The organism is Streptomyces sp. NPDC012769, assembly GCF_042901205.1.
In the GTDB taxonomy this organism is placed as follows: Bacteria; Actinomycetota; Actinomycetes; order Streptomycetales; family Streptomycetaceae; genus Streptomyces.
The window spans coordinates 56,847-81,279 of record NZ_JBIBCP010000005.1; the positions used below are offsets into that span (position 1 = coordinate 56,847).

General features: G+C 74.4%; 20 protein-coding genes, 2 tRNA genes, 1 other RNA gene and 1 pseudogene. 12 read left to right on the forward strand and 12 right to left on the reverse strand.

All coding sequences use genetic code 11. From position 1 onward, the window contains the following. The first annotated feature begins 9 nt into the window (after positions 1–9). Positions 10–85 (forward strand) — tRNA-Gly (locus ACFY7C_RS25390). A gap of 47 nt (positions 86–132) precedes the next feature. Here ACFY7C_RS25390 and ACFY7C_RS25395 read toward each other — a convergent pair. From ACFY7C_RS25395 to ffs, 6 genes are all read right to left on the reverse strand, one after another. Continuing rightward, positions 133–1,032 (reverse strand): phosphoribosylaminoimidazolesuccinocarboxamide synthase, encoded by a 900-nt coding sequence (locus ACFY7C_RS25395; protein ID WP_389654584.1) that lies wholly within the window; start codon positions 1,030–1,032, stop codon positions 133–135. Positions 1,033–1,120: 88 nt separating this feature from the next. Further along, positions 1,121–2,581 carry a N,N-dimethylformamidase beta subunit family domain-containing protein gene (locus tag ACFY7C_RS25400; RefSeq protein WP_389654586.1) on the reverse strand — a complete coding sequence of 487 codons (1,461 nt, stop codon included), beginning with the start codon at positions 2,579–2,581 and terminating at the stop codon, positions 1,121–1,123. A 210-nt stretch (positions 2,582–2,791) separates the two neighbouring features. Next, positions 2,792–4,615 carry a hypothetical protein gene (locus ACFY7C_RS25405; RefSeq protein WP_389654588.1) on the reverse strand — a complete coding sequence of 608 codons (1,824 nt, stop codon included), beginning with the start codon at positions 4,613–4,615 and terminating at the stop codon, positions 2,792–2,794. A gap of 262 nt (positions 4,616–4,877) precedes the next feature. Then, complete coding sequence (gene purD / locus ACFY7C_RS25410) at positions 4,878–6,137, reverse strand: phosphoribosylamine--glycine ligase (RefSeq protein WP_389654590.1); 1,260 nt, start codon at positions 6,135–6,137, stop codon at positions 4,878–4,880. Between the two features lie 61 nt (positions 6,138–6,198). Continuing rightward, the gene (locus ACFY7C_RS25415) at positions 6,199–8,358 is read right to left on the reverse strand and encodes a DNA polymerase III subunit gamma and tau (RefSeq protein WP_389654592.1); all 2,160 of its coding nucleotides are present in this window, start codon (positions 8,356–8,358) and stop codon (positions 6,199–6,201) included. 57 nt (positions 8,359–8,415) lie between these two features. Further along, an RNA gene (gene ffs, locus ACFY7C_RS25420) (signal recognition particle sRNA small type) lies at positions 8,416–8,514 on the reverse strand. Positions 8,515–8,633: 119 nt separating this feature from the next. Between ffs and ACFY7C_RS25425 the strand changes: the two genes are divergently transcribed. Beyond that, a tRNA-Ser gene (locus ACFY7C_RS25425) sits at positions 8,634–8,721 on the forward strand. A gap of 216 nt (positions 8,722–8,937) precedes the next feature. Continuing rightward, complete coding sequence (locus ACFY7C_RS25430) at positions 8,938–10,401, forward strand: glycosyltransferase family 39 protein (RefSeq protein WP_389654594.1); 1,464 nt, start codon at positions 8,938–8,940, stop codon at positions 10,399–10,401. A gap of 40 nt (positions 10,402–10,441) precedes the next feature. Here ACFY7C_RS25430 and ACFY7C_RS25435 read toward each other — a convergent pair whose 3' ends face one another. The 3 genes from ACFY7C_RS25435 to ACFY7C_RS25445 form a co-directional block, all read right to left on the reverse strand. After that, on the reverse strand, positions 10,442–11,008 hold the full coding sequence (locus tag ACFY7C_RS25435) for a hypothetical protein (protein WP_389654596.1): 567 nt from the start codon (positions 11,006–11,008) through the stop codon (positions 10,442–10,444). Positions 11,009–11,110: 102 nt separating this feature from the next. After that, positions 11,111–11,995 carry a GNAT family N-acetyltransferase gene (locus tag ACFY7C_RS25440; protein ID WP_389654598.1) on the reverse strand — a complete coding sequence of 295 codons (885 nt, stop codon included), beginning with the start codon at positions 11,993–11,995 and terminating at the stop codon, positions 11,111–11,113. A 70-nt stretch (positions 11,996–12,065) separates the two neighbouring features. After that, complete coding sequence (locus tag ACFY7C_RS25445) at positions 12,066–12,383, reverse strand: hypothetical protein (protein WP_389654600.1); 318 nt, start codon at positions 12,381–12,383, stop codon at positions 12,066–12,068. Positions 12,384–12,661: 278 nt separating this feature from the next. Between ACFY7C_RS25445 and ACFY7C_RS25450 the strand changes: the two genes are divergently transcribed. Then, positions 12,662–12,883, forward strand: coding sequence for a DUF4287 domain-containing protein (locus ACFY7C_RS25450; protein WP_389655640.1), 222 nt, complete (start codon positions 12,662–12,664; stop codon positions 12,881–12,883). A 69-nt stretch (positions 12,884–12,952) separates the two neighbouring features. Here the strand turns inward: ACFY7C_RS25450 and ACFY7C_RS25455 are convergent. Continuing rightward, positions 12,953–14,134: pseudogene (locus tag ACFY7C_RS25455) on the reverse strand (MFS transporter); the annotation flags it as partial. 95 nt (positions 14,135–14,229) lie between these two features. On the opposite strand from ACFY7C_RS25455, the gene ACFY7C_RS25460 reads away from it, so the two are divergent. The 3 genes from ACFY7C_RS25460 to ACFY7C_RS25470 are packed head-to-tail and all read left to right on the forward strand — an operon-like array spanning position 14,230 to position 17,163. Next, complete coding sequence (locus ACFY7C_RS25460) at positions 14,230–15,186, forward strand: DUF5937 family protein (RefSeq protein WP_389654602.1); 957 nt, start codon at positions 14,230–14,232, stop codon at positions 15,184–15,186. After that, the gene (locus ACFY7C_RS25465; protein WP_389654604.1) at positions 15,183–16,094 is read left to right on the forward strand and encodes an alpha/beta fold hydrolase; all 912 of its coding nucleotides are present in this window, start codon (positions 15,183–15,185) and stop codon (positions 16,092–16,094) included. Before ACFY7C_RS25460 ends, ACFY7C_RS25465 begins: the two co-directional genes overlap by 4 nt. A 10-nt stretch (positions 16,095–16,104) precedes the next feature. After that, positions 16,105–17,163, forward strand: a complete 1,059-nt coding sequence (locus ACFY7C_RS25470; protein WP_389654606.1) for an aldo/keto reductase — start codon at positions 16,105–16,107, stop codon at positions 17,161–17,163. Positions 17,164–17,277: 114 nt separating this feature from the next. On the opposite strand, the gene ACFY7C_RS25475 is transcribed toward ACFY7C_RS25470, so the two are convergent. Next, positions 17,278–18,177, reverse strand: a complete 900-nt coding sequence (locus ACFY7C_RS25475) for an NAD(P)-dependent oxidoreductase (RefSeq protein WP_389654608.1) — start codon at positions 18,175–18,177, stop codon at positions 17,278–17,280. 107 nt (positions 18,178–18,284) lie between these two features. Between ACFY7C_RS25475 and ACFY7C_RS25480 the strand changes: the two genes are divergently transcribed. The 5 genes from ACFY7C_RS25480 to ACFY7C_RS25500 all read left to right on the forward strand — a co-directional run bounded on the left by ACFY7C_RS25480 (position 18,285) and on the right by ACFY7C_RS25500 (position 22,901). Then, positions 18,285–18,857, forward strand: a complete 573-nt coding sequence (locus ACFY7C_RS25480; protein ID WP_389654610.1) for a TetR/AcrR family transcriptional regulator — start codon at positions 18,285–18,287, stop codon at positions 18,855–18,857. Between the two features lie 85 nt (positions 18,858–18,942). Then, the gene (locus ACFY7C_RS25485; RefSeq protein WP_389654612.1) at positions 18,943–20,130 is read left to right on the forward strand and encodes a winged helix DNA-binding domain-containing protein; all 1,188 of its coding nucleotides are present in this window, start codon (positions 18,943–18,945) and stop codon (positions 20,128–20,130) included. Next, positions 20,127–20,990, forward strand: coding sequence for an ATP-grasp domain-containing protein (locus ACFY7C_RS25490; RefSeq protein WP_389654614.1), 864 nt, complete (start codon positions 20,127–20,129; stop codon positions 20,988–20,990). Before ACFY7C_RS25485 ends, ACFY7C_RS25490 begins: the two co-directional genes overlap by 4 nt. Positions 20,991–21,078: 88 nt before the next feature. Then, positions 21,079–21,513, forward strand: coding sequence for a YciI family protein (locus ACFY7C_RS25495; RefSeq protein WP_389654616.1), 435 nt, complete (start codon positions 21,079–21,081; stop codon positions 21,511–21,513). A gap of 191 nt (positions 21,514–21,704) precedes the next feature. Continuing rightward, on the forward strand, positions 21,705–22,901 hold the full coding sequence (locus ACFY7C_RS25500; protein ID WP_389655642.1) for an RNA polymerase sigma factor: 1,197 nt from the start codon (positions 21,705–21,707) through the stop codon (positions 22,899–22,901). A 37-nt stretch (positions 22,902–22,938) separates the two neighbouring features. Here ACFY7C_RS25500 and ACFY7C_RS25505 read toward each other — a convergent pair whose 3' ends face one another. Continuing rightward, on the reverse strand, positions 22,939–24,384 hold the full coding sequence (locus ACFY7C_RS25505; protein WP_389654618.1) for an MFS transporter: 1,446 nt from the start codon (positions 24,382–24,384) through the stop codon (positions 22,939–22,941). Between the last annotated feature and the right edge of the window lie 49 nt (positions 24,385–24,433).

Sequence of the window (24,433 nt, forward strand, 5' to 3'; positions counted from 1 at the left end):
ACGGCGCAGGCGGACGTGGCTCAGTTGGTAGAGCATCACCTTGCCAAGGTGAGGGTCGCGAGTTCGAATCTCGTCGTCCGCTCCATGAAGAAGCCCCCGGTCGATCCGACCGGGGGCTTTCTCGTGCCCGCCTCAGCTCCAGGTGTTGCCGGTGAGGAGCTCGTACGCCTCGATGTACTTGCCGCGGGTGGCCTCGACGACGTCCTGCGGGAGGGCCGGCGGCGGCTGCTCGCTCTTGCGGTCCCAGCCCGAGGCCGGCGAGGTCAGCCAGTCGCGCACGAACTGCTTGTCGTACGAGGGCTGGGCGCGGCCCGGCTGCCACTGGTCGGCCGGCCAGAAGCGGGAGGAGTCCGGGGTCAGGACCTCGTCGGCGAGCACCAGCGCCTCCCCGTCGAAGCCGAACTCGAACTTGGTGTCGGCCAGGATGATCCCGCGCTCCCGCGCGATGTCCCGGGCCCGGCTGTAGACGGCGAGGGTGGTCTGGCGCAGCCGGGCGGCGGTCTCCGCGCCGATCTGGCGGGCGACCTCCTCGTACGACACGTTCTCGTCGTGGTCGCCGACGGCGGCCTTGGTCGCCGGGGTGAAGATCGGCGCGGGCAGCTCGGAGCCGTCGGTCAGGCCCTCGGGGAGCGCGAGGCCGCAGACCGTGCGGGACTCGTTGTACTCGACCAGGCCGGAGCCGGTGAGGTAGCCGCGGGCCACGCACTCGACCGGCACCATGTTCAGCGACTTGCAGACCAGGGTGCGGCCCGCCCAGTCGGCGGGGGCGCCGGCCGGGAGGTCGGTGGACAGGACGTGGTGCGGGGCCAGATCGGCGAGCCGGTCGAACCACCACAGCGAGAGCTGGGTGAGGACCCGGCCCTTGTCGGGGATCTCGGTGGGCAGCACCCAGTCGTACGCGGACATGCGGTCGCTGGCCACCATGACGAGGTTGCCGGCCTCGTCGCGGTACAGGTCGCGAACCTTGCCCGTGTGGAGATGGGTCAGGCCCGGGACCTGGACGGGTTCGGGCTTTTCTACGAATCCGGACACGGTTCCTCCGCGTAGGTTGATCCAGGAGCGTGTCCGATTGTCTCGCACACCCGGCCGGGTCCGGCCGCCGGGCCCGGTGAACCCCTGGTCAGTCCCTCTTACAGATCCGGTCGAGGAGGTTCGCGGTGGCGCGCTGGATCCGGGTGTCCACATGGCCCGGCCGGTCGAGCGCCGGCGACCAGGCGAAGGTGCCCGAGGCGAACACCCAGGCGCCCGACGGGGCCCGGTAGAGGCTCGTCTCCTGGTGGCGTGGCGCGCCCTGGCCGTACCGGTACGGGGAGTGGGCGAGCAGGATGCGGCCCTGGTGCTCGGGGAGCGCGGTGCGCGGGAAGTAGCGGTCCGCCTCGCCCGCCACCAGGCCCGGGATCTCGTCGCCCTCGCCCGCGCCGGTGGCCTCCCACAGCCAGTGGTCCGCGTTCCGCACGACCAGCGGGTGCGGTTCGGGCACCCGCCCCGCGTACTGGATGCCGAGCAGCTGCTGCTCCGGCCGGTCGACCTCCCGCCAGAGCGCGGAGCGGCCGGGGCCGCGGCGCTTGCGGCAGGTGAGGAGCCGGTCCGGCGCGCCCGACGGGGACGGGCCCAGCTCCACCTGCCAGTACATGGTGTTGGCGGACAGGAAGACCAGCGAGGTGCCCTGGTCGCGGGCGAGCTCGACCGTGCGGCGCATGGGCACCGACCAGTACTCGTCGTGGCCCGGGAAGACCAGACCCCGGTAGCGGCTCGGGTCGACCCGCCCCGCGTGCAGGTCGCGGGTCTCCGCGTACGCCAGGTCGTAGCCGTACCGCTCGGCCCAGCGGATGAAGTCGTAGGCGTGCCCGACGTGGAGCGGCAGGCCCGCGCCCGCGTACGGCCGGTCGAAGGAGACGGTCACGGCCGCCTCCTCCTCGCCGAGCAGCCGGCCCTCCTCGTCCCAGGCGTGGTAGAGGCTGGCGCCGGTGCGGCCGTCCTCCGGATAGAGGTTGTACGCCTGCCAGGTCACGTCCGGCAGGACGAGCAGCAGGTCGGCCGGGTGGCTGTCGCGGACCGTGAACGGGATGTGGGAGCGGTAGCCGTCGACGGTGGTGAGCACGGCGACGTACGCGCCGATCGACCAGTACGACGGGACCTGCAGCCGCCAGGACTGCCACCAGTGGTGGCAGGAGACGGTCCGGTCGGCGGTGAGCGGCGCCGGCTGCACGATGCCGGCGAGCCGGGGACTCGTGGTGATCTTGGCGGCGCCGTCGCCGCCGTAGTGCCCGATGCGGTAGACGTCGACCGAGAACTGCTGCGGCGGGTCCACGGTGATGTGGAAGTCGATCGCCTCGCCGGGGGCGACGGCGCCGGTGGACACGAAGCCCTTGATCTGGCCGTGCACGTCGTCGGCGGTGCGGGGCCCGCCGCCACCGCCGCGGGCCAGGGTCTCGTCCGCGTACCACGGGACCATCTGGCCGGTGTCGTCGAAATAGTTCTCCGAACCGCGCAGCCAGGGCAGCGGGCCCTGGCCGAAGGGGTCCGACACGGCATGGGCGAGCGCGCCCGACTCCCACCGCCTGATCTGCTCCGCCCCCATGCTGCGCCCCTCCCTCGACTCCCCCGGTCGTGGCCGTCGTCTTCGTGGTTCCGATGGTCTTCGCGGTCCACGGTCTTCGTCGTCATCGCGGTCCGCGGCCTTGCCGCCGGCTCCTGCCTCTGTCAGTGCCGGTCTCCAGCACATCACATAACGCACGCACTCCGTCACCGTTCGTCGTGAATTGACGAGAGTGGAACCGGACCCTCCGGGTCAGACGAGCCGGACGGGCTTCTCCGGGCGCACTCCGGTCCTGGTCAGCCAGGCCCGCAGGGGGTCCGGGTCGCCGTCCTCGACGAGGGCGAGCACCACGGCGGTCAGATCCGTGCTCCGCTCGCCGCGGACGAACAGCGCCGGGCCGTCCAGCCAGTCGAGCCCGGGCGACGCCTCCGCCGTGTCCACGGCGGCACAGCACACCATGGCCGCCACGTGATCGGCGAGCAGGTCCCGCCCGCTGCGGGGCGGCTGCATCGGGAACAGCGCCAACGGCCCGTCGGGCCCCTCGGCCGCCGGCACGGCGGGCCGTCGGCCCTCCTCCCGCGCCGCCTGCGCGGCGAGCGCGGCGGCCAGCGTGTCGGCGGCAGCGCCGCCACCCTCGGAGCCGCCCTGCGAACCGCCCTGCGGCCCCGCCAGATGCGCCATGACCCGCGCGAGCGTGGGCCCGTCGGGCGCGAACCCGAAGTCGGAGCCGGCGGGACCGGCAGCGGCGGGCGGGGTGGGCTGACGCGCGGGCTCGGGCTCGTGCAGGGGCGCGGGCTCGGGCTCGTCGAGCGGTTCCGGTCGGTCGGCAGCCGCGGACGGGTCCTGCCGGGCGGCTGAAGGGCCGGCGTCCAGGCGGTCGAGGACCTGGTGGAGGCGGGCCGCGTCGGTGCGCCACTTGCGGTCGACGACCTCGTCCGCGTAGTCGCTCCACTCCACCGGGGCCCAGTCCGGGCCCGCGTCGGACGGGGCGCCGTGGAAGAGCTCGGCGGCGAGCAGGGAGGTGGCCTCGTCGACCGTGCCCGGCTCCTCCAGGAGGTCACAGGCGGGCCGCTCGCCGAGGCGGGAGGCGAAGCCGTCCGCCAGCCGGTCGCGGCGGGACAGCTCGGTGAGCGCGGAGACCACGCCGGCGTCCAGCCGGGAGGGCCAGCGGCCCATCCGCCAGGCGGGCAGCGCGACCCGGGTCAGCAGCCGGTCCCAGCCCGCGTACGCCAGACCGACCTGCTCCTGGGCGACGATCCGCACGCCGTAGTCCACGGACTGGGCCCGCTCGGAACCGGCCGCGGCGACACCCCGCTCCATCTCGGTGGCATGGCCGCGGCAGCTCCTGAGCATCACCCGGGCCAGTCGCCCGACGCCCAGCGCGCCGAGCCTGCGGAACGGGTCGAGACCGGGACGCCGGGGCGCGGCCACGGCGGCGTCGAGGCCCCGGACGAAACGGCGGGCGGCCGCTATGTCGGGGTGCGCGGCCGGTCCCGTACCGGCGACGACCGGCGCCAGCACCGCGCGCAGCTCGCCGACGCGCATCCACCACAGGAAGGGCGAGCCGATGACCAGGACGGGCGCGTCACCCGCCGCGCCGCCGCCGTGCCGCAGGCCGTCCCGGCGGCGCTGCCGGCGGCCGTGCGCCGGGTGGGAGCGGTCCTCCAGCCAGCTGTCGCAGTCCGGTGTGAGGGCTATCGCGGAGGGCGCGGGGACGCCGAGTCGCTCGGCGAGGTCGCGCACCAGCCGGTACAGATCGGGGGCCGCGCTCTCGGCGAGCTCCACCGTCGGCGTCACGGCCGGCCGGGACCGGGCGACGACCAGGGCCACGGCCGCCGCCACCAGCAGGACGACCACGGCGAGCGCGGTCACCACCCAGCGGGCGGTGTCCCATCCGGGGCCGGTGAAATGGCCCGTCACACCACCCGCGTACAGCACGACGGCGACGGCGGCGGGAAGCACCGCGAGGCCGAGCGCCCTGCCGCGGACGCGGAGCACGGCGAGGGCCCGGGCACGCGCGGCGCGCGCGCCGAGCTCCTCGCCGGCCGCGGAACCGATACCGGACACGCCGTACATCACCCCCTCCTGCCCTCGACGGGACTGCCCGTGGCGGTGTTGCTCACTCCCCCACTGTGGCACCCGCCACTGACATCGCAATGTCGGTAGGGCCAAGTGCCGGAACATCGGCGGAACGCCTTCGCCGCACCCTAGTTGGGCCTTCGGCGGGCGTCATCCGGATGGCCGAGCCGTCACTCGATGGAATGGCTTTGGGCAAAGGTGATGACGGTGGCGCGGCCGTGCGGTTCACTGCGCGGCCGCGCCCGCGGACGCCTGGAGGTCAGCCCCGCGCGTCCTTCGCGGCCTTCTCCGCGATGTCCGTACGGTGCTGGGAACCGTCAAGGCGGATTCGGCCGACCGCCGCGTAGGCGCGCTCGCGGGCCTCGGTCAAGTCCGATCCGGTGGCGGTGACCGAGAGGACCCGGCCGCCCGCGCTCACGACCGCGTCGCCGTCCCGCCTGGTGCCCGCGTGCAGGACGTACGCGTGCGGGGCGTCCTTCTCCGCGACCTCGGCCAGACCCTCGACGGGGTCGCCGGTGCGCGGGGTGCCCGGGTAGTTATGGGAGGCGACGACCACGGTCACGGCGGCCTCGTCGCTCCAGCGCAGCGGCGGCTGGTCGGCGAGGGTGCCGTCGGCGGCGCGCAGCAGCACACCGGCCAGCGGGGTCCTGAGCCGGGCGAGCACGACCTGCGTCTCCGGGTCGCCGAAGCGCGCGTTGAACTCGATGACCCGCACCCCGCGGCCGGTGATGGCCAGACCCGCGTACAGCAGCCCGGAGAACGGGGTGCCGCGGCGGCGCAGCTCGTCCACGGTCGGCTGCAGGACGGTCGCGAGGACCTCCTCGACCAGCCGCGGGTCGGCCCACGGCAGCGGCGAGTAGGCGCCCATGCCACCGGTGTTCGGGCCCTGGTCGCCGTCGAGCGCGCGCTTGAAGTCCTGCGCGGGCTGGAGCGGGAGGACGGTGGTGCCGTCGGTGATGGCGAAGAGGGAGACCTCGGGGCCGTCCAGGTACTCCTCGATCACCACGCGGTCGCAGGCGAGCGCGTGCGCCCGGGCCTGCTCGACGTCCTCGGTGACCACGACGCCCTTGCCAGCGGCGAGACCGTCGTCCTTGACGACGTACGGAGCGCCGAAGGCGTCGAGCGCCTCGTCGATCTCCTCGGGGGTGGTGCAGACGTAGCTGCGGGCGGTGGGCACGCCGGCGCCGGCCATGACGTCCTTGGCGAAGGCCTTGGAGCCCTCCAGCTCCGCCGCCTCCCGGGAGGGGCCGAAGGCCGGGATGCCGGCCGCGCGGACGGCGTCGGCGACGCCCGCGACGAGCGGGGCCTCCGGGCCGACGACGACCAGGTCGGCGCCGAGCCGGGTCGCCAGCGCGGCGACGGCGGCGCCGTCGAGCTGGTCGACGGGGTGGAGCTCGGCGACCTCCGCGATTCCGGCGTTGCCGGGCGCGCAGTGCAGAGCGGTGACGTCGGGATCGAGGGAGAGGGAGCGGCACAGGGCGTGTTCGCGGGCGCCGCCGCCGATGACGAGGACCTTCACGCCAGCCAGGGTAGCCCGCGGGGCCTCGTGGTCTTTGTGCGGGCCACCGACCGAGACGTCCCTACTCGTTCGTGTATTCCTCCAGGACCGTGGCGCCGAGCTCGCGCACGATCAGCTCGTGGCCGGAGAGCGCGGAGTCGACGAGGTCCGGGTCGTCCTCCTCGGGCACGTCGTCCTCGGGCGCGACCGGCGGCGGCGCCTGCGGGGCGGGCACGGGAGCGGCCGACGCCTGCGCGGGCGCCGGGGACTGGGCCTGAGGGCGGTGCTGCGGCTGTACGGGCGCGGGGGCGGGAGCCGCCGCTTGGTACTGCCCCTGCGGGGCGGGCGCCGGGGCGGGAGCCGCCGACTGGGCGGGGGCGGCCGGACGGCCGCCGAAGCCGCCGGCGGCGGGCGGCGGGGCGGAGCCGCCCGAGGGGTCGACGATCGCCTCGATCCGCCACTGCACGTGGAACTGCTCGGCGAGGGCCGCCTTCAGGACGTCCTCGCTGCCGCTGCTCGCGAAGTTGTCCCGGGCGCCCGCGTTGAGGAAGCCGAGCTGGAGGGTGGTGCCGTCGAAGCCGGCCACCTGCGCGTTCTGCGAGAGCAGGATCCAGGTGAAGCGGCGCCGGTTCTTGACCGCCTCCAGGATCGACGGCCACATGTTCCGCACCTGGGCGGCGCCGGCGGCCATGTTGCCCGCCGGGGCCTGGGAGGGGGCGGCGGCCTGCGGCTGGTGCTGGGGCTGTGACGGGGACGCGGCGGCGGGGGCCGGGGCCTGGGGGGCGGACGCTCCGGGCCAGGCGCCGGGCGCACTGCCACCGGGCGCGCCACCGCCGGAGCCCGCACCGCCGCCGGGCCGGGCGGCGCCGGGCCAGGCACCGGGCCGAGGGGCCTCCGGGGCGGGGGTGGCTGCCGGGGCGGGCGCGGGGGCCTGCTGGACGGGCTGGGGCTGGGCGGGCTGCGGCTGGGCGGGCGCGGGCTGCTGCGCCGGCGCGGGCGCCGGGACATGGGCCTCGGCAGCGGGCACGTACCCCATCTGGGGCGCGGGCGACGTCGTCGTGAAGACGGCCGCGGGCGCGGCGGCGGCGCCCCGCTCCAGCCGGTCGAGCCGGGCCTGCACGGACCGCTCGTCGTCGAAGGCGGCGGGCAGCAGCACGCGCGCGCAGATCAGCTCCAGCTGGAGCCGCGGCGAGGTCGCGCCGCGCATCTCGGTGAGCCCGGTGTTGACCAGGTCGGCGGCGCGGCTGAGCTCGGCGGCACCGAAGACGGAGGCCTGCGCCTGCATGCGCTCGATGACGTCGACCGGCGCGTCGACCAGGCCCTTCTCGGCGGCGTCCGGCACGGCGGCGAGGATCACCAGGTCCCGCAGCCGCTCCAGGAGGTCGGCGACGAAGCGGCGCGGATCGTTGCCGCCCTCGATCACCCGGTCGACCACTTCGAAGGCCGCGGCGCCGTCCCCGGCGGCGAAGGCGTCCACCACCGAGTCCAGCAGGGACCCGTCCGTATATCCGAGCAGGGACGTGGCCATGGCATACGTCACACCGTCGTCGGCGGCGCCGGCGAGCAGCTGGTCCATGACCGACATCGAGTCACGCACGGACCCGGCCCCGGCCCGCACGACGAGCGGCAGCACGCCGTCCTCGACGGGGATGCCCTCGCGTCCGCAGACCTCGCCCAGATACTCCCGCAGGGTGCCGGGCGGCACGAGACGGAAGGGGTAGTGGTGGGTGCGCGAGCGGATGGTGCCGATGACCTTCTCGGGCTCGGTCGTCGCGAAGATGAACTTGAGGTGCTCCGGCGGCTCCTCGACCACCTTCAGGAGGGCGTTGAAGCCCGCCGAGGTGACCATGTGGGCCTCGTCGATGATGTAGATCTTGTACCGGCTCGACGCGGGCCCGAAGAAGGCCTTCTCCCGCAGGTCACGGGCGTCGTCCACGCCACCGTGCGAAGCCGCGTCGATCTCGATGACGTCGATCGAGCCCGGCCCGTTGCGCGCGAGGTCCCGGCAGGACTGGCACTCTCCGCAGGGGGTGGGGGTGGGGCCCTTCTCGCAGTTCAGACACCGGGCGAGGATCCGGGCGCTGGTCGTCTTTCCGCAGCCTCGGGGTCCGCTGAACAGGTACGCGTGGTTGACCCGGTTGTTCCGCAGCGCCTGCTGCAACGGGTCGGTGACATGCTCCTGCCCGATGACCTCGGCGAAGGACTCGGGGCGGTAGCGGCGGTACAGCGCGAGAGACGACACGTATACGAGGTTATAGGCGCCCACCGACAACCCGGGAACGACCGGAAACCGGGCGGGAACGCAAGCGCCCCCCACGCACCCGCCAGAGCCGACCTACCCTTGCTGCCTTCCGGCCCTGGGGGAGTTCAGTCAGATAGCGCCACGTGAGGGGCTCCGCCCAGGGTACCCGATCCGGACCCCTCCCCGACCACCCCCCGCGACCTGCGTCCTTCGGTCGCTCCCCCGCCCCGGATCACGTTCGCAAGCACCCTTCCCGGTCATGTAATGTTCTCCCCGGAGGATTCGCCTAGAGGCCTAGGGCGCACGCTTGGAAAGCGTGTTGGGGGCAACCCCTCACGAGTTCGAATCTCGTATCCTCCGCCAGCTCGAAGGGCCGGTCCGCGCAAGCGGACCGGCCCTTCGGCGTTCTCCGTCCAGTGGTCCGGAAGCCGCCCTCGGGGGCGGGAGCGGTGTCCGCAGCGTGGTGTGACGTGCGTCTCGAACGGGGGACCGGCTTTACCCGGCGGCCCGGGGGTGCGTCTTTCACGGCGGCAACCCGCCGAAGTGTCCCCGCACGAGCCAAGGGCCGGAACCTCCTTCATGACCTCCCCCGCCGCCGCTCCCGCGCGCCGTCCGTACCTCTGGCCGATCCCCGTCGCGTGGACCCTGGCCTTCGGACTGTGGGGCCTGTCGCGGCAGGGCAGTGTGTGGCGGGACGAGGCCGCGACCTGGCAGGTGGCGGAGCGGTCCACCGCCGACATCGTGCGCATGCTGGAGCACGTCGACGTCGTGCACGGGCTCTACTACCTGCTCATGCACGGCCTCTTCGCGTGCTTCGGGCCCGGCACCACCGTCCTGCGGCTGCCCTCCGTGCTGGCCATGGCGGTGGCGGCGGCCTGCGTGACGGTGATCGGGCGGCGACTGGCCGGGACGTGGGCGGGCCTTGGGGCGGGGCTGGCGTTGGGGCTGCTGCCGGCCGTGCAGTTCCACCTGCAGGAAGGACGCCCGTACGCCCTCGTCGCGGCGGGCGCGGGCATCGCGACGCTCCTCCTCGTCAGCCTGTCGCAGGGAGTGGACCGCCGTCGCGGCGCGGGCTGGGTCGCGTACGGCGCTGCGGTCCTGGTGTGCGGGCTGCTCAACTGGCTCTCGCTGCTCATCCTGCCCGCGCACCTGCTGACCCTGCTCTGGACCCGGGCCCGGCGCGGGGTGTGGATCCGCTGGGCGGCGGCCTCCGCGGGCGCGACGGCGGGGGTGCTTCCGCTCGTCCTGTTCAGCCGCGGCCAGTCCGGCCAGGTGTCCTGGATCCCGCCGCTGACCTGGCACATGCTGATCGGCCCCGCGATCCTGCTGGCGATCGGCGGGCTCGGGGCGCTGCTCGACCGGCCGCGGGCGGGTCGGCGGCTGTCCGTGGCCGCCGTGGGGCTGCCGCTGCTGGCGGTGCCGCAGCTCGGCCTGATCGGGCTCTCCCTGGTCCAGCCGCTGTTCCTCGACCGGTACGTGCTGTTCAGCCTGCTCGGGCTCGCGCTGCTGATCGGCTCGATCCCGGCCGCGGCGGTACGGGCGGCCCGGCCGCGCTTCCCGAGGGCGTCGCGCTGGATCCTGCCCGTCGTGATCGCCGTGGCGACGGTGGCGCTGCTGCCCCAGTCGCTGGCCAAGCGGTCCCCGGCCAGCCGGGTGGACGACGTCCTGGCGGTGGCCGAGGAGGTGCGGCGGCTGGGCGGCCCCGGCGACGGCGTGGTCTACGTACCGGCCGCGCGGCGGGACACCCGCCTGGTCTCCCCCGACGCCTTCTCCGGGCTGCGGGACATCGCCCTGGCGCGGACGCCCGAGGAGTCCGGCACCCTGAAGGGTGTGGAGGAGAGCCCCGACCGGATCAGGGCCGCGATGCTGTCCCAGCGGCGGATCCTGCTGGTGACGGACGCGCGGAAGGTGGCGCGGCCGGTGTCGGCGGAACGGGACCAGGTGAAGCTCTCCGTACTGGAGGAACACTTCACCCCGGTGACGGACGCGCAGGTCCGCGGGCGCCGGGTGACGGTGTACGAGCGGCGCGCGCCGGCGCGATGACGCCGACGCGCCCCCCTGGCCCTCTGACCCTCCGGTCGGGTCAGACGGGGCAGGGGCGGTAGGCGAGGCTCAGTTCGCGGTCCACGGCGTAGCTCGTCCGCATCGAGGCGTCCGTGACCTTCTCCCAGGAGCCGTACTTGGCGTGGAGCTGGTCGGCCGTCGGGCCGAGCGGATTGCCGTACTTGGCGATGTTGCGCTCCTCCAGGACCCGGACCTCCTCGCGGGTCATGCCCGCGCGGGTGATCTCCTTGGCCTGGTTGCGCATGTCGACCAGTTCGCGGGCGATCTCCTCCTCGGTGGCCCCGGCCGCCCGCATGTCGGCCTCCGTGCGGTGCATGTCCTCCAGGAGGCCGTGGTAGCGCATCCGGGTGCGCTGGGCCTCGACCTTCTCGTCCATCGGCATGACGCGGATGCGGCACACGACCGGATCGGTGCTGGGACACGGTTCGTCGGCGGCGGCTCGCGGGGCGAGGGGCGCGGTGATGACCGAGCCGCAGGCCTCCGCGGTGTCGGCCGCCGCCGAGACCGCGGTGGTCAGCAGGGCGACGCCCGCCACGAAGGGAACGAGGGCACGGCGCGACAGGGAGAGCGAGGAGGAAAGACGCATGGGCGCATCCTCGACGGCTGGGCCGTGCCCGTTCACCGGGACTCACCGATGATCCCCCCTACGGGGCTCCCGGGCGGAGGCAGCCGACCCCCGCCGCGGGCCCTACAGCTCGCGCTGGAACTCGTGGGCCTCGTGCGTCGCCGCGTATCCCAGCCCGTCGTTGACACGGCGCATGTACGGGTTGTTGTCGGCCGTGTCCGTGACGAGGCCCTCGAGCAGCGGGTGCCGCTCGCGGGCCCGGACGATCGAGGCGGCCTTCATCCAGCGGGCGAGCCCGTGCCCGCGGTGCTCGGACAGCACGGCCGTCCCGTAGTGCAGGCCGTCGCCCGTGCCGCTGCCCGGGGTCACCAGCTCGGTGAAGCCGACCACCGAACCGTCGGCCTCGTCGACCGCCGCCACGGTGTGCAGGACCTCCCCGCGCCCCTCGACCGCGTCCACCGCCGCCCGTAGCCGGCCGAGGTCCCAGACCACCGTGCCGTAGTCGACCGCGCCCATCGGCATGTCGTCCATGGCCCGGCGGGACGCCACGTAACTCCCGGCGAGCGCGTCCGGCACCATGCCCTCCCACTCCGCGAGCCGGTAGCCGGCGGGCGCCTTCGCGACGATCTCCTCGGCCAGCGCGGGCAGGTCGGCGTCGGCCAGCGGCAGCCGGGCGTAGGTGAGGGTCATGGCGATGCGGAAGTCCCGCGCGGCGAGGAAGGCCGCACCGGGCGAGCCCGCCTCCGCCTGGGCGACGAGACTGCGCCGCCCGTCCTCGCGGGCGGCGGCGACGGCCGCGTCCAGCAGCAGCGAGCCGACACCGCGCCGCCGCTCGGCCGGATGCACCTGGAGCTCCAGCTGGGCGAGGTGCCGTTGCCCCTCCTTCGCGAACAACCGGAGGAACGCGGACCCGAGGGGCGTCCCGTCGGGGCCGGCGGCCAGCCAGGCGAGGCGGTGGCCGATGGCGCTGGGCTCCGGGTCGGTCAGAGGGGTGATGCGTATGGACAAGTTCACTCCGTGCAGAGGAAGTCGAGAAGGGAAGTAGGAGCGACAGACGCCGAGGTACGGGCGGAGTACGTCAGTCGATGTCGTCGCTGGCCAGGCGCAGCGCCAGCTCCTGGAGGATCGGCTCGGTGCCCGGCTCCGCGCCCGAGGCGTCATGGGCGTCGGCCACGGCCTCGAAGGCCAGGATGAATCCGTTGACGAGCGCGCTCACCGGTTCGGAGAGCTGGGTCAGGACGGAGAGCCCGATCTCCTCCGCGCTCGCCCCGGCCGGCACCGCGAACTCCCCCGGGATCACCTCGCCCAGAAGATCCGAGACGAGGCCTTCGTCGACTCCGCCGCGCAACGCCGTCAGAGCGGCGATGGCCTTGAGTTTGATCTCGTTCTCGGTCACGTGCCGAGCGTAGGAGCCCGGACGAGCGCGCGTGCGGAAATCGCGCGACACGCGGCGCCGGGTGGACGGGCTCTGACGGACCGGCCGACGGCCGGCCGACAGACGGACGGGACGGGGCCGGCCGACGGATCAACGGGACGTAGGGGCCCGCCGGCAGACAGACCGACAGAAGGACCGGCGCCCCGCCGATGAGTTTTCGGCGGGGCGCCGGTCTACCTCCCCGTAAGCCGTCAGCACCGGCCGGCGTACGAGCCGCCGCGCAGAGAAGAGGTCGTGTCATGTCCGACGCTCCCGTCGTCAAGGGTCCCGCCAGCTACTTCCCGGCCATCGAGAAGAAGTACGGGCGTCCCGTCTCCGAGTGGCTGGAGCTCGTCGACGCCTCGCCGCTCGTCAGGCACATGGAGCTCGTCGGCTGGCTCAAGGCCGAGCACGGGCTCGGGCACGGGCATGCCAACGCCCTTGTCGCCCATGCCCTCGCCCACCGTGCCGGCGCTCGTTAGGGCGGTGCGCTCGTCGAGGCGGCGGCGCAGGAGGAGGATGGCGGCGGCCGCGGCGAGGCCGGCGGTGAGGGCGGACCACCAGAGGGTGGCGGCGCCGAGGCCGGTGTAGACGCCGACGCCGAGGGTCAGGGCGCCGAAGCGGGCCACGCCCCAGGTCCAGCCGAAGGCGCCCTGGTAGCGGCCGCGGGCGTGCGGCGGGGCCAGGTCGGCGACGATGGCGGCGGCGATGCCGGCGACGACCACCTCGCCCAGGGACCAGACGACGACCGAGACGGTGAAGCCCACGACCCCGTCGGCCAGACCGGTCAGGGCGACGCCAGTGGCGATGAGCACGCTGCCCGCCGCCTGCACCCGCAGCTGCGGCAGGCGGGCCAGGCGGACGGTCGCGAAGGGCTGGAGGGCGACCACCAGGACGGCGTTGACGGCCGCCATCGCGCCGTACACGGCGGGCGACAGGCCGCTGTCGCGGATCGCCAGCGGCAGGGCGACCTCGGTGAGGGAGTAGACGAAGAGCTGTACGCCGAGGAGGGGCAGGAGCACGACCGCGAGACGGTCGCGCAGGACGACCCCGTAACCGATGCCGTCGTCCCCGGCCGGCCTCGGCGCACGCGGCGGTTCGGACAGGCGGGCGGCGACCACTCCCGCGTACAGCAGCATCGATCCCGCGTCGACGGCGAACAGCAGCCAGTAGCCGTGGGCGGCGAGGAAGCCGCCCAGTACGCCGGCGACCGCCGTGCCGATGTTGACGCCCCAGCCGAAGAGCGCGTAGGCGCGCTGCCGGCGTTCGGGCTCGACGGCATCGGCCATCAGCGCGTACGCGGCGGGCGACACGGTCATGCCGGTGGCGCTGATCAGGAGTGCGGCCGCGGCCATCGTCCACACGCCGGGCGCGACGAACAGGGCGCCCTGCGCGGCGGCGGTGCCGACGAGGCCGATGAGCATGGTGGGGCGGCGGCCGATGCGGTCGGCGAGGACGCCGCCGATGGCCGGGCCGAGGAGGTTGCCGGCGCCGAGCGCGCCGAGGACGTAGGTGGTGTCGGTGCCGGTGACGCCGCGCGAGGCGAGGAAGAAGACGAGGAAGGGCGTGACCAGGTAGCCGAGCCGGTTGATCACCGTTCCCGCGAACAGCGTCCAGACGACCGGCGGCAGCCCCCGGAACGACGACAGCGAGGAGGAGGCGGAAGGGGAGGAAGAAGAGGAAGGGGAGGCGGAGGACGGGGACTTGGAGGGAGAGGACTTCGAGGGAGGCATGGGAGGAGACTGCGCCTCTGGCCCGCACCCCCTCCAATCATTAAGCTCAGGCCGAATCCACCACCGGGACGACCGAGACAGCAGGGGGCGCGCTCATGGAGTCCGGGCTCAGTTTCTCCGCCGCCGACCTCGCCCAGACCCGTTTCGCCGTCTCCCCCATGTGGGAGGTGGTCACCAGCTTCCGGCTGCTCGTCGCCGACACCGACCCGCCGCTGCACCGCGGTTGGGCCGCGCAGGTACGGCCGCGGATCCGCCGCGCCGGGCTCCACCGGGGCCGGCTCGCCGCGCTGGTCCCCGGGCAGGGCTACCTCGCCGACTTCCTCACCCCCACCCCCTCCGGTCCCTTCCCCACCCTCGACGACGAACTCGACGCCGTCCGGCGGACCCCGGCCGAGCAGATCGCCCACGACCTCGACACCCTCCGCAGCCCCGGCTCCGTCGACCTCGAACGTCTCTGCGAGGAGATCCGCACCTACTGGGAACTCGCCCTCGCCCCCTACTGGGCCCGCATCCGCGGTCTCCTGGAGGCCGATGTCTTCCATCGTGCCCGCCAGGTCGCCGAGCACGGCTCGGCGCGCGTGCTCAGCGAACTCCACGAGACCGTACGGTGGGACGACGGCACCCTGCGGCTCGTACGGCGGGCCTGCGCGCTCACCCGCGACCAGGCGGGTTCCGGGCTGCTGCTCGTCCCGTCCGCGTTCGCCTGGCCGCGGGTCCTGACCCGGTCCGTGGCCCCCGACCCACCCCAACTCGCCTATCCCGCCCGCGGGATCGGCAACCTGTGGGAACCCCGCACCACGACCACCGCCACCGACGCCGTGGCCGCCGTCCTCGGGCGCTCGCGCGCGCTGCTCCTCGCCGAGCTGGACACGCCCGCCTCGACCACCCAGCTCGCCGGCGCCTTCGGCCTGTCGGCGGCCGCGGTCTCCCAGCACCTCATCGCCCTCAGGAACGCCGGCCTGGTCAGCGCCCACCGCAGCGGCCGGTCCGTCCTCTACGCGCGCACCGCCGTCGCGGACGCGCTGCTCTGTCCCCGGGAGGCGTACGCATGAGGACGAGCTGGACCGAGCGGACTCTCGTACGGGACGGGGGCGCCGGCGGCGAGGGCGTACGGCTCTCCCTGCGCGACTGGGGCGGCACCGGGCGGCCGCTCCTCCTGCTGCACGGGCTCGCCGGGCACGCCGGCGAATGGGACGGCGTCGCCCGGCGTCTGCGGGCGGACGGGCACCGGGTCGTCGCCCTCGACCAGCGCGGACACGGCGCGAGCGAGCGGCACCCGGGGGACGTCTCCCGGGCCGCGTACGTCGCCGACGTCCTCGCCGTGCTCGATCACCTCGGCCTGGCGGACGCGGTCCTCGTCGGGCAGTCGTACGGCGGCCACGCCGCCCTCCTCACGGCCGCGGCGACGGCCCGGGGCGGGGCCGGGGCCACGTCCGCCGCGCGCTCCGGCCGTCTCGCCGGGCGCCTCACCGGGCGCCTCGCCGGCGTCGTGCTCGTCGAGGCCGGGCCCGGCGGGGCGGACCCGGCGGTCCTGGCCGGCGTCGGCGACTGGCTGCGGGCCTGGCCGGTGCCCTTCCCGTCCCGGGACGCGGCCGTCGCCCACCTCGGCGGCGGACCCGTAGGGGAAGGCTGGACGGACGGGCTGGAGGAGCGGGACGGCGGCCTGTGGCCCCGATTCGACCCCGAGGTCATGATCGCCTCGCTCGCCGAGAACGCCGACCGGGCCTGGTGGGAGGAGTGGGCGGCGATCGACGTGCCCGTCCTCGCCGTCCTGGCGCAGAACGGGATCATCCCCGCCGAGGAGTACGACGAGATGGGCCGCCTGCTCCCCGGGCTCCGCGGCGCCTGCGTACCGGGCACCGGGCACGACCTGCACCTGGAACGGCCCGAGGTGCTGCACGCCCTGGTCTCCGGGTTCCTCCAGGAGATCCCTTGCGCTGGAGTGGACTCCAACACCTAGGGTGCGGCGCATGCGCTATCGGGTACTCGGCGGGACCGGGATCGAAGTCAGTACGTACTGTCTGGGCACGATGATGTTCGGCGCGGTGGGCAATCCCGACCACCAGGACTCCGTACGGATCATCCATGCCGCCCTCGACCAGGGGATCAACTTCGTCGACACGGCCGACATGTACTCGGCGGGCGAGTCCGAGGAGATCGTCGGCAAGGCGCTGCGCGACCCGCGCCGCCGCGAGGAGACCGTGCTCGCCACCAAGGTCTTCTTCCCCTTCGGGGAAGGTCCCAACAGGGGCGGCACCTCCCGCCGTTGGATCACCCGGGCCGTGGAGAACAGCCTCAGGCGGCTCGGCACCGACTGGATCGACCTCTACCAGGTCCACCGGCCCGACCACCGCACCGACATCGAGGAGACCCTCGACGTCCTCGGCGACCTGGTGTCCCAGGGCAAGATCCGGGCCTTCGGCTGCTCGGCTTTCCCCGCCGAGCAGATCGTCGAGGCGCACGCCGTCGCCGAGCGGCGCGGCCTGCGCCGCTTCCGCAGCGAGCAGCCCCCGTACTCGCTGCTCGCGCGCGGCATCGAGACCTCCGTGCTGCCGGTCGCCCAGCGGTACGGGATGGGGGTGCTGACCTGGGCGCCGCTGGCGGCCGGGTTCCTCACCGGCAAGTACCGCAAGGGCCGGCCCGTCGACCTGACCAGCGGCCGGGCGGCGCTCGCGCCGCAGCGCTTCGATCCCGCCCTGCCGGTGAACCAGGCCAAGCTGGACGCCGTCGAGGAGCTGATCGCGGTCGCCGACGACATCGGCGCCACCCTGCCCGAGCTGGCGATCGCCTTCGCCGCCGCGCATCCGGCGGTCACGTCGGTGATCCTCGGTCCGCGGACCGGGGAGCAGTTGGAGGGGCTACTGAAGGGCGCCTCGCTGGTCCTGACGGACGAGGTCCTGGACCGCATCGACGCGATCGTGCCGCCCGGCACGAACCTCTACCAGCCGGACGGCGTCTGGCGCCCGGCCTCCCTCACCGACCCCGCGCTGCGCCGGCGGCCGCTGGGCGACCGGGCGGCGGCGGACTAGTCCGCCGGCCTCTGGGGAGGCAGACCCCGACTGGTCCGGCTCTATGGCGGGGCCCGTCGCTCGTCGGGCGGCGCGGAGCCGAGGCCGAGCTGGGCCAGGGCCTCGGTGGCGGGGCTACGCCTCGGCCTTCTTCATCAGCTCGACCAGGGAGGAGAAGCTGTCGGCGGCGTGGCCGGTGTCCATGCCGCGGCGGAAGAGTTCGACGATCGTGGCCGGGAGGGTGGTGTCGACTCCGGCGTCCGCGTTGGTGTGCAGGACGTGTTCGACGCTGGCCATGCCCATGGCGAGGCGGTCCACGTCGCCGGTGTGCCGGCCGGCGTCGACGCGTTCGGCGTAGAAGGAGAGGAACCCGGGGAGCGAGTTCGCCGTCTCCACGGCGTGCGGGAGGACGTCCGCCGCGCTCAGGCCGTTGGCGTCGGCGAGGGCGACGGCCTGCCAGTAGCTCAGCATCGAGGTCCAGAACATGACCATGCCGATCTGGTACATGAGCGCGGCGAGCCCCGGGTCCTCGCCCCGGTGGTCGGTCCGCCCGGTGATGACCTCGAGCGCGGGCCGGTGCCGGTCGAAGACCTCACGCGGGCCGCTGTAGAACGTCGACGATTCGGCCTGCCCGATGCCGGAGGGCGGCACGGTGACGCCGCCGGTCAGCTGGACGGCGCCCCGCTCGGCTGCCCAGCGGGCCGCGGCCCTGGCCTTCTCCGGTGTGTCCGAGCTGAGGTTCACCAGGACCCGGCCGGTCAGCGCGGATTCGGCGGCCCCGAGCGTGGCGTACATGGCGTCGTAGTCCGTGAGGCTGAGGATCACCAGCTCATGGGCGGCGAGGGCCTCCGCCACGGTCGGCGCGAGCACCGCCCCGCGCGCGACCAGGGCGTCCGCGCGCGACGCGGTGCGGTTCCAGACGGTGACGTCGTATCCGCGGTCGAGGAAGGCGCCGGCCATGGCCTGTCCCATCGGGCCGAGGCCGATGACGGTGACCGACTGCCGCTGCCGCTCGGTGCTGCTGCCGTTGCTCATGGAGATCTCCACCCCTCACTAAAACGAACGCTCTATTTAGAGCACGACGAGAACGTAGCACAGCTCTAGAACGAACGCTCTACTCAGTGGGCCGATACTGTGGCCGCATGGAGACCAGCACACGGGACCGGATCGTCGTCGCCGCATCGCGCCTGCTGCAGCGGCAGGGCTACGTCGGCACGGGAATCAAGCAGATCGCCCAGGAGGCGCAGGCCACCCTCGGCTCCGTCTACCACTTCTTCCCGGGCGGCAAGGAGGCCGTCGCGGTCGCCGCGATCAAGCGCGGCACCGAGGACTTCGCGACGCTCCTGCGGACGGCACTGGACGGCGAGGACGACCCGGCGGAGGCGGTGATCGCCTGCGCCCGGCAACTCGCCGACGAACTGCGCGAGTCGGGCTGGATCGACGGCTGCCCGGTCACGGCGGCGGCCCTGGAGACGCTCGGCACCGACTCGGAGATCCAGCAGGCGTGCGCCGACGCACTGCGCGCCTGGGAGCAACTGGTCCGCGACAAGCTGCTGCGCTGCGGCTTCCCCGCCGAGAGCGCCCGGGAACTGGCGATCACCGTCATCTCCGCCCTGGAAGGCGCCGAAGTCACCGCCCAGGTCACCCGCAGCGAGGAACCCCTCCACGTGGTGGGGCGGCAACTCGCCCGCCTCGTCCGCGCGCACCAGGTCTAGCCGCCTCCCCGCCGACCAGGGCCCTGACCTGCGGACGTCCGGGCGCGGTGGCGGACTTCCTCTCCGGTCAGGTCATCCTTGACCCATGGGAGACAAGAGAGCGATCGGTTCCGACGAACGCAGGGCCCGCCTCGCCCTGCGCCACCGCCTGGCCCCCGCCGCGCGGGCGACGACGGCGGAAGAGGTCGCCGGGGCGCTGGTGGCGCTGCACGCGACGGACGCGGCGACCGTGTTCCTCGCCGCGGGTGCGCGGCTCGCCCCGGGCGGGGACCCCGTCGCGGACGTGGAGCGGGCGCTGTACGAGGACCGGACGCTGACCCGTATGCACGGCATGCGGCACACCGTCTTCGTCGTGCCCACCGGTCTCGCCGCCGCCGTCCACTCCTCCACCGCCGACGCGGTCGCCGCACGCGAACGCGCCATGCTCCTGAAGCACTTGGCGGCGGGCAGTGACTTCGACGCGGCCTGGCTCGCCGAGACCGAGCGCCAGATCATCGCCGTGCTGGAGGAGCGCGGCGAGGCGACGGGGACCGAACTGGGCGCGGCCGTGCCGCGGTTGCGATCGCAGTACGTGTACGGGGTCGGCACCAACCACGAGGGGCCCCAGTCGGTGTCCAGCCGGGTGCTGCGGGTGCTCGGCATGGAGGGCCGGATCGCCCGGGGCCGGCCGCAGGGCGGCTGGACGTCGAGCCGGTTCCGCTGGGCGCTGGTCCCGCCGCACCCCGAACTCCCGCTACCCGAGGCGCAGTCGGAGCTGGTGCGGCACTGGCTGGCCGCGTACGGCCCGGCGACGGAGGCCGACCTGAAGTGGTGGACGGGCTGGAAGGTGACGGACGTCCGCCGGGCGCTGGCCGCCGTCGGCGCGGCCGAGGTCGCCCTGGACGAGGGCCCCGGTCATGTGCTGCCCGACGACCTCGAACCCGTCACCGCACCGGACGCGAGCGAGCCGTGGGCGGCGCTGCTGCCCGCCCTCGACCCCACGGCGATGGGCTGGCAGGCCCGCGACTGGTACCTGGACCCGGCCCACCGCCCCGCGCTCTTCGACCGCAGCGGCAACATCGGGCCGACCGTGTGGTGGAACGGCCGGATCGTGGGCGGCTGGGCGCAGCGGCCGGACGGCGGGATCGTGTGGCGACTGCTCGACGAGGGCCTGGGCCGGGACGCCGTCCAGGCCGTGGAGGCGGAGGTCGCCCGACTGGCCGCCTGGGTGGGCGAGGTCCGCGTCACGCCCCGCTTCCGTACGCCGCTGGAGAAGGAACTGTCCGCCCCATGACCGACGCCGCCATGACCGACGCCGCCATGACCGACGCCGCCGCGACCGACCGCACCACCGGGCTCCCCACCGCCTCCGAGCGTCCTTCGCCCCGATCCGACGTCCTGCTGATCTCCGCCCAGCGCACCTCCACCGCCCTCCTCCTCGCCGAGGCCGCCGGCCGCCGCGGTCTCGCCGTCCGGGTGCTCGACGGGCCGCCGGAGACGGTCGTACGGCCGGACGAGGCACCGCACTGGTACGGCGGCCCGCTGCTCGCCGACCGGATCGCGGGGCGGCTCGGGCTCGGGCTCCTGGAGCCGTCGGGCGGCTGGCTCGCGGAGCTGCCGGGGGAGTTCACCGGGCGCCGCGTCACGCTGACGACGCTCGCGGCGGCCCGCCGGGAGCTGGCGGCGCGGCCGGCGTTCGTGAAGCCGCCGGTCGACAAGTCCTTCCCGCCCGCCGTGTACGAGGACGGCGGGCGGCTGCCGTACGACCTGCCCGGGGACACGCCGGTGCTGGTCTCGAAGCCGGTGACGTTCGCGACCGAGTACCGGCTGTTCGTCCTGGACGGGCGGGTGGTGGCAGGCAGCCGCTACCTCTCGTACGGGCGCCTCGACCCGGGTCCGGTGGCGCCGGACGCCCTCCGCTTCGGGGCGCAGCTGCTCGCGGCGGCGGGCGGCACGCTGCCGAGCGCGGTGGTCGTGGACGTCGGCCTGACGGAGGAGGCCGGGTGGGCGGTGGTGGAGGCGAACATGGCGTGGTTCGCGCACTGCTACGCGGCCGATCCGGCCGACGTGCTCGATGTCGTCCTGCGGGCGGCGGGGCCGCGCGGGCGGGTCGGCGAGCGGGACCGTTCCTTCCTCCGGGTGGGATCGGGCTGAGTGTCGAGAATCGCGGACCGGCTCCGACGTCTCCTGTGAAAGAACCGGCACGGACGAACGAACCGCTACACCGGCACAGGAGGACGTCATGAAGTACCTGGTGATGGTGCAGGGCGCGCAGGCCGACTACGACGCCATGAACGGCAAGGGCAACGCGCACAGCCCCGCGTGGAACGAGCAGGACCTCAGGGCGATGTTCGCCTACATGAACGCGATCAACGACGACCTGTCGGAGAGCGGCGAGTTCATCGACGGGCAGGGGCTCGTCGAGCCGGCCAGGACCCGGTTCGTGACCGCCGACGCCGACGGACGACCGGTCGTCACCGACGGGCCGTACGGGGAGACGAAGGAGGTGCTCGCCGGGTACTGGGTGCTCGACTGCGAGAGCCTGGAGCGGGTGACCGAGATCGCGGCGCGGGTCGCGCAGTGCCCGCAGCCGGCCGGCGCGCCGGTCTACCCGGTGGTGATCCGCCCGATCGACGAGGCGGGCGGCAGCGAGCTGGGCGGGAGCGAGCTCGGTTGACCGTCCCGTACGGGCAGGACCCCGTCCCGTACGGGCAGGAGGGCACCGATCCGTACGGGCGGGAGGGCACCGTCCCGTACGGGCGGAAGGGCACCGCCACCCCCTACGGGCAGGAGAGCCCCGCCCCTTACGGGCACCCCCACGGGCAGGAGCGCACCGGCTTCTACGGGCGGGAGGCCACCGTCGAGGACCTGCTGCGGCAGCACGCGCCGCAGGTCCTCGGCGCGCTCGTGCGCCGGTACGGGCATTTCGACGCCGCCGAGGACGCCGTACAGGAGGCGCTGCTCGCGGCGGCCGCGCAGTGGCCCCGGGAGGGGCTGCCGGCCAATCCGCGCGGCTGGCTGATCCGGGTGGCGTCCCGGCGCCTCACGGACGCGCTGCGGTCGGAGGAGGCACGGGCGCGGCGCGAGGAGACGGCGCTGCGGCTCGCACCGCGCGAGGTCCGGGCGGCGCCCGCCGATGACGACACGCTCACCCTGCTCTTCCTGTGCTGCGACCCGGTGCTCCCACCCGCCGGCCGGATCGCGCTGACGCTGCGCGCGGTGGGCGGTCTGACGACGGCGGAGATCGCCCGCGCCTTCCTGGTGCCGGAGGCGACGGTGGCGCAGCGGATCAGCCGGGCGAAGGCGAGGCTGCGCGCGGCCGGGGCCGACCACCCCTTCCACCCGACGGGCGCGGAGGACCGGGACGCGCGCCTCGCCTCGGTGCTCCAGGTGCTGTACCTGATCTTCAACGAGGGCTACACGGCCACGTCCGGGCCCGCGCTCCACCGCGCCGACCTCGCCCGCGAGGCGATCCGCCTGACCCGGGCGGCCCGTCGGCTGCTGCCGCGGGAGGGCGCGGTGACGGGCCTGCTGGCGCTGATGCTGCTGACCGAGGCCCGCAGCGCGGCCCGCACGGGGCCCGACGGCGAGCTGGTCCCCCTCGACGAGCAGGACCGCACGCTCTGGGACCGGGCGGCGATCGCCGAGGGCACCGCCCTGGTCGAGGAGGCCCTCACCGAGGGCCCGCCCGGCCCGTACCAGCTCCAGGCCGCGATCGCCGCCCTCCACGACGAGGCCACGGGCCCCGACACCACCGACTGGCCCCAGATCCTCGCCCTCTACGACGTCCTCCTCACGAAGACCCCCGACGACCCGATGGCCGAGCTCGGCCGCGTCGTCGCCCTCGCGATGGTCGAGGGACCGGAGGCGGGCCTGACCGCCCTGACCGCCCTCGAGCCCCGCTTCCCCCACTCCCACCGCCTCCCCGCCGTCCGCGCCCACCTCCTCGAACGCACCGGCGCCCACGCGGCCGCCGCCGACGCCTACCGCACCGCCGCCCGCTCCACCCAGAGCCTCCCGGAACGGCGCTACCTCCAGACCCGCGCGGCCCGCCTGTCGGAGTGACGCGGGTGACCGCCACCGCCCGGCGCGGGGAACGCGCTCAATGGGCGTGCGGGCCGCCCGTCAGGTGGGGGGTGCCCCTGGGGATGAGGGCGGGGGCGAGGAGGGTCGTGAGGGCGGCCGTGGTGGTGAGGAGGGTGAAGGCGGTCGTGAAGGTGGTGGGGTCGGGGCCTTCGAGGGCCGGGGCGGCGAGGGTGGAGACGGCGGCGACGCCGAGGGTGCCGCCGAGTTCGTGGCTGGTGTTGACGATGCCGGAGGCGAGACCGGCCTCGTGGGGGGCGGTCAGGCCGAGGGCGGTGGTGGTGGCGGTGACGAAGACGGCGCCGAGGCCGAGGGCGGCGACGGAGAGGGCCGGCATCAGGGTGGTCCAGGGGCCGGCGTCTGCGGGGAGGAGGGCGAGGGGGAGCAGGGCGAGGGCGGTCACGGCCGCGCCGGCGGTGGCCAGGGGTCGGGGGCCGACGGTGACGATCAGGCGGGAGGCGAGGTGGGCCCCGATGACGGTGGCGAGGGCGACCGGGAGGAAGAGCAGGCCGGTGCGGAGGGCGGAGAGCTGGTGGACGTGCTGGAGCAGGGCCGAGCCGAGGAAGAAGAAGGAGATCAGCAGGCCGGTGGCGACCAGCATCAGCAGTGAGCCCGCGACGACCGGGCGCCGGGTGAGCATGCGCGGGTCCATCAGCGGCGAGGGGGCGGCCTTCTCCACCGCCGCGAACAGTCCGTAAAGGACGGGTGCGGCGAGCAGCGGGAGCAGGGCGGCGGCGGAGGTCCAACCGGTGTCGCCGGCGCGGACCAGGCCGTAGACGAGGGAGCCGGTCGCGGCGGTGACGAGCAGGGCGCCGGGGACGTCGAGCCGCGCCGGGCGGGATGCCGTGGCCGGCAGGATCCGGGGCAGGGCGGCCGACAGGGCCAGGCCGACGGGCACGTTGAGGAAGAAGATCCAGGACCAGCCGGGGCCGTCGGTGAGCGCGCCGCCGAGCAGGACGCCGACGGCCGAGCCGGTGCCGCCGATGGCGGCCCAGACACCGAGGGCCCGGGGGCGTTCGGGGCCGTGGAAGAGCGTGGTCAGGAGCGCGAGCGCGGCCGGGGAGAGCAGCGCCGCGCCGACGCCTTGGGCGATCCGGCCGCCGATGAGCAGGCCGCCGTTCGGCGCGAGGCCGCAGAGCAGGGACGCGGCGGTGAAGAGGGCGAGTCCGGCGAGGAGGAGGCGGCGGGCGCCGAGGGCGTCGGAGAGCCGGCCGCCGAGGAGCATCAGACCGCCGAAGCAGAGGGTGTACGCGGTGACCACCCAGGTCAGGGCGGTACGGCCGAGGTCGAGGTCCTCGGCGATGGCGGGCAGCGCCACGTTCACGACGATGACGTCGAGGACCAGCATGAACTGCGCGGTGCAGAGCAGCGCGAGGGCCGTCCAGCGGCGGGGGAGAGCGGGTCCGGGGGTGTGGACATGGCTGTGGGCAGGGGTGAGGACGTGAGCGTCCGAAGGGGCCGTCATAACTGAACTGTACGGCACAGTACACATGAACTCAACGGTGCAGTTCAGT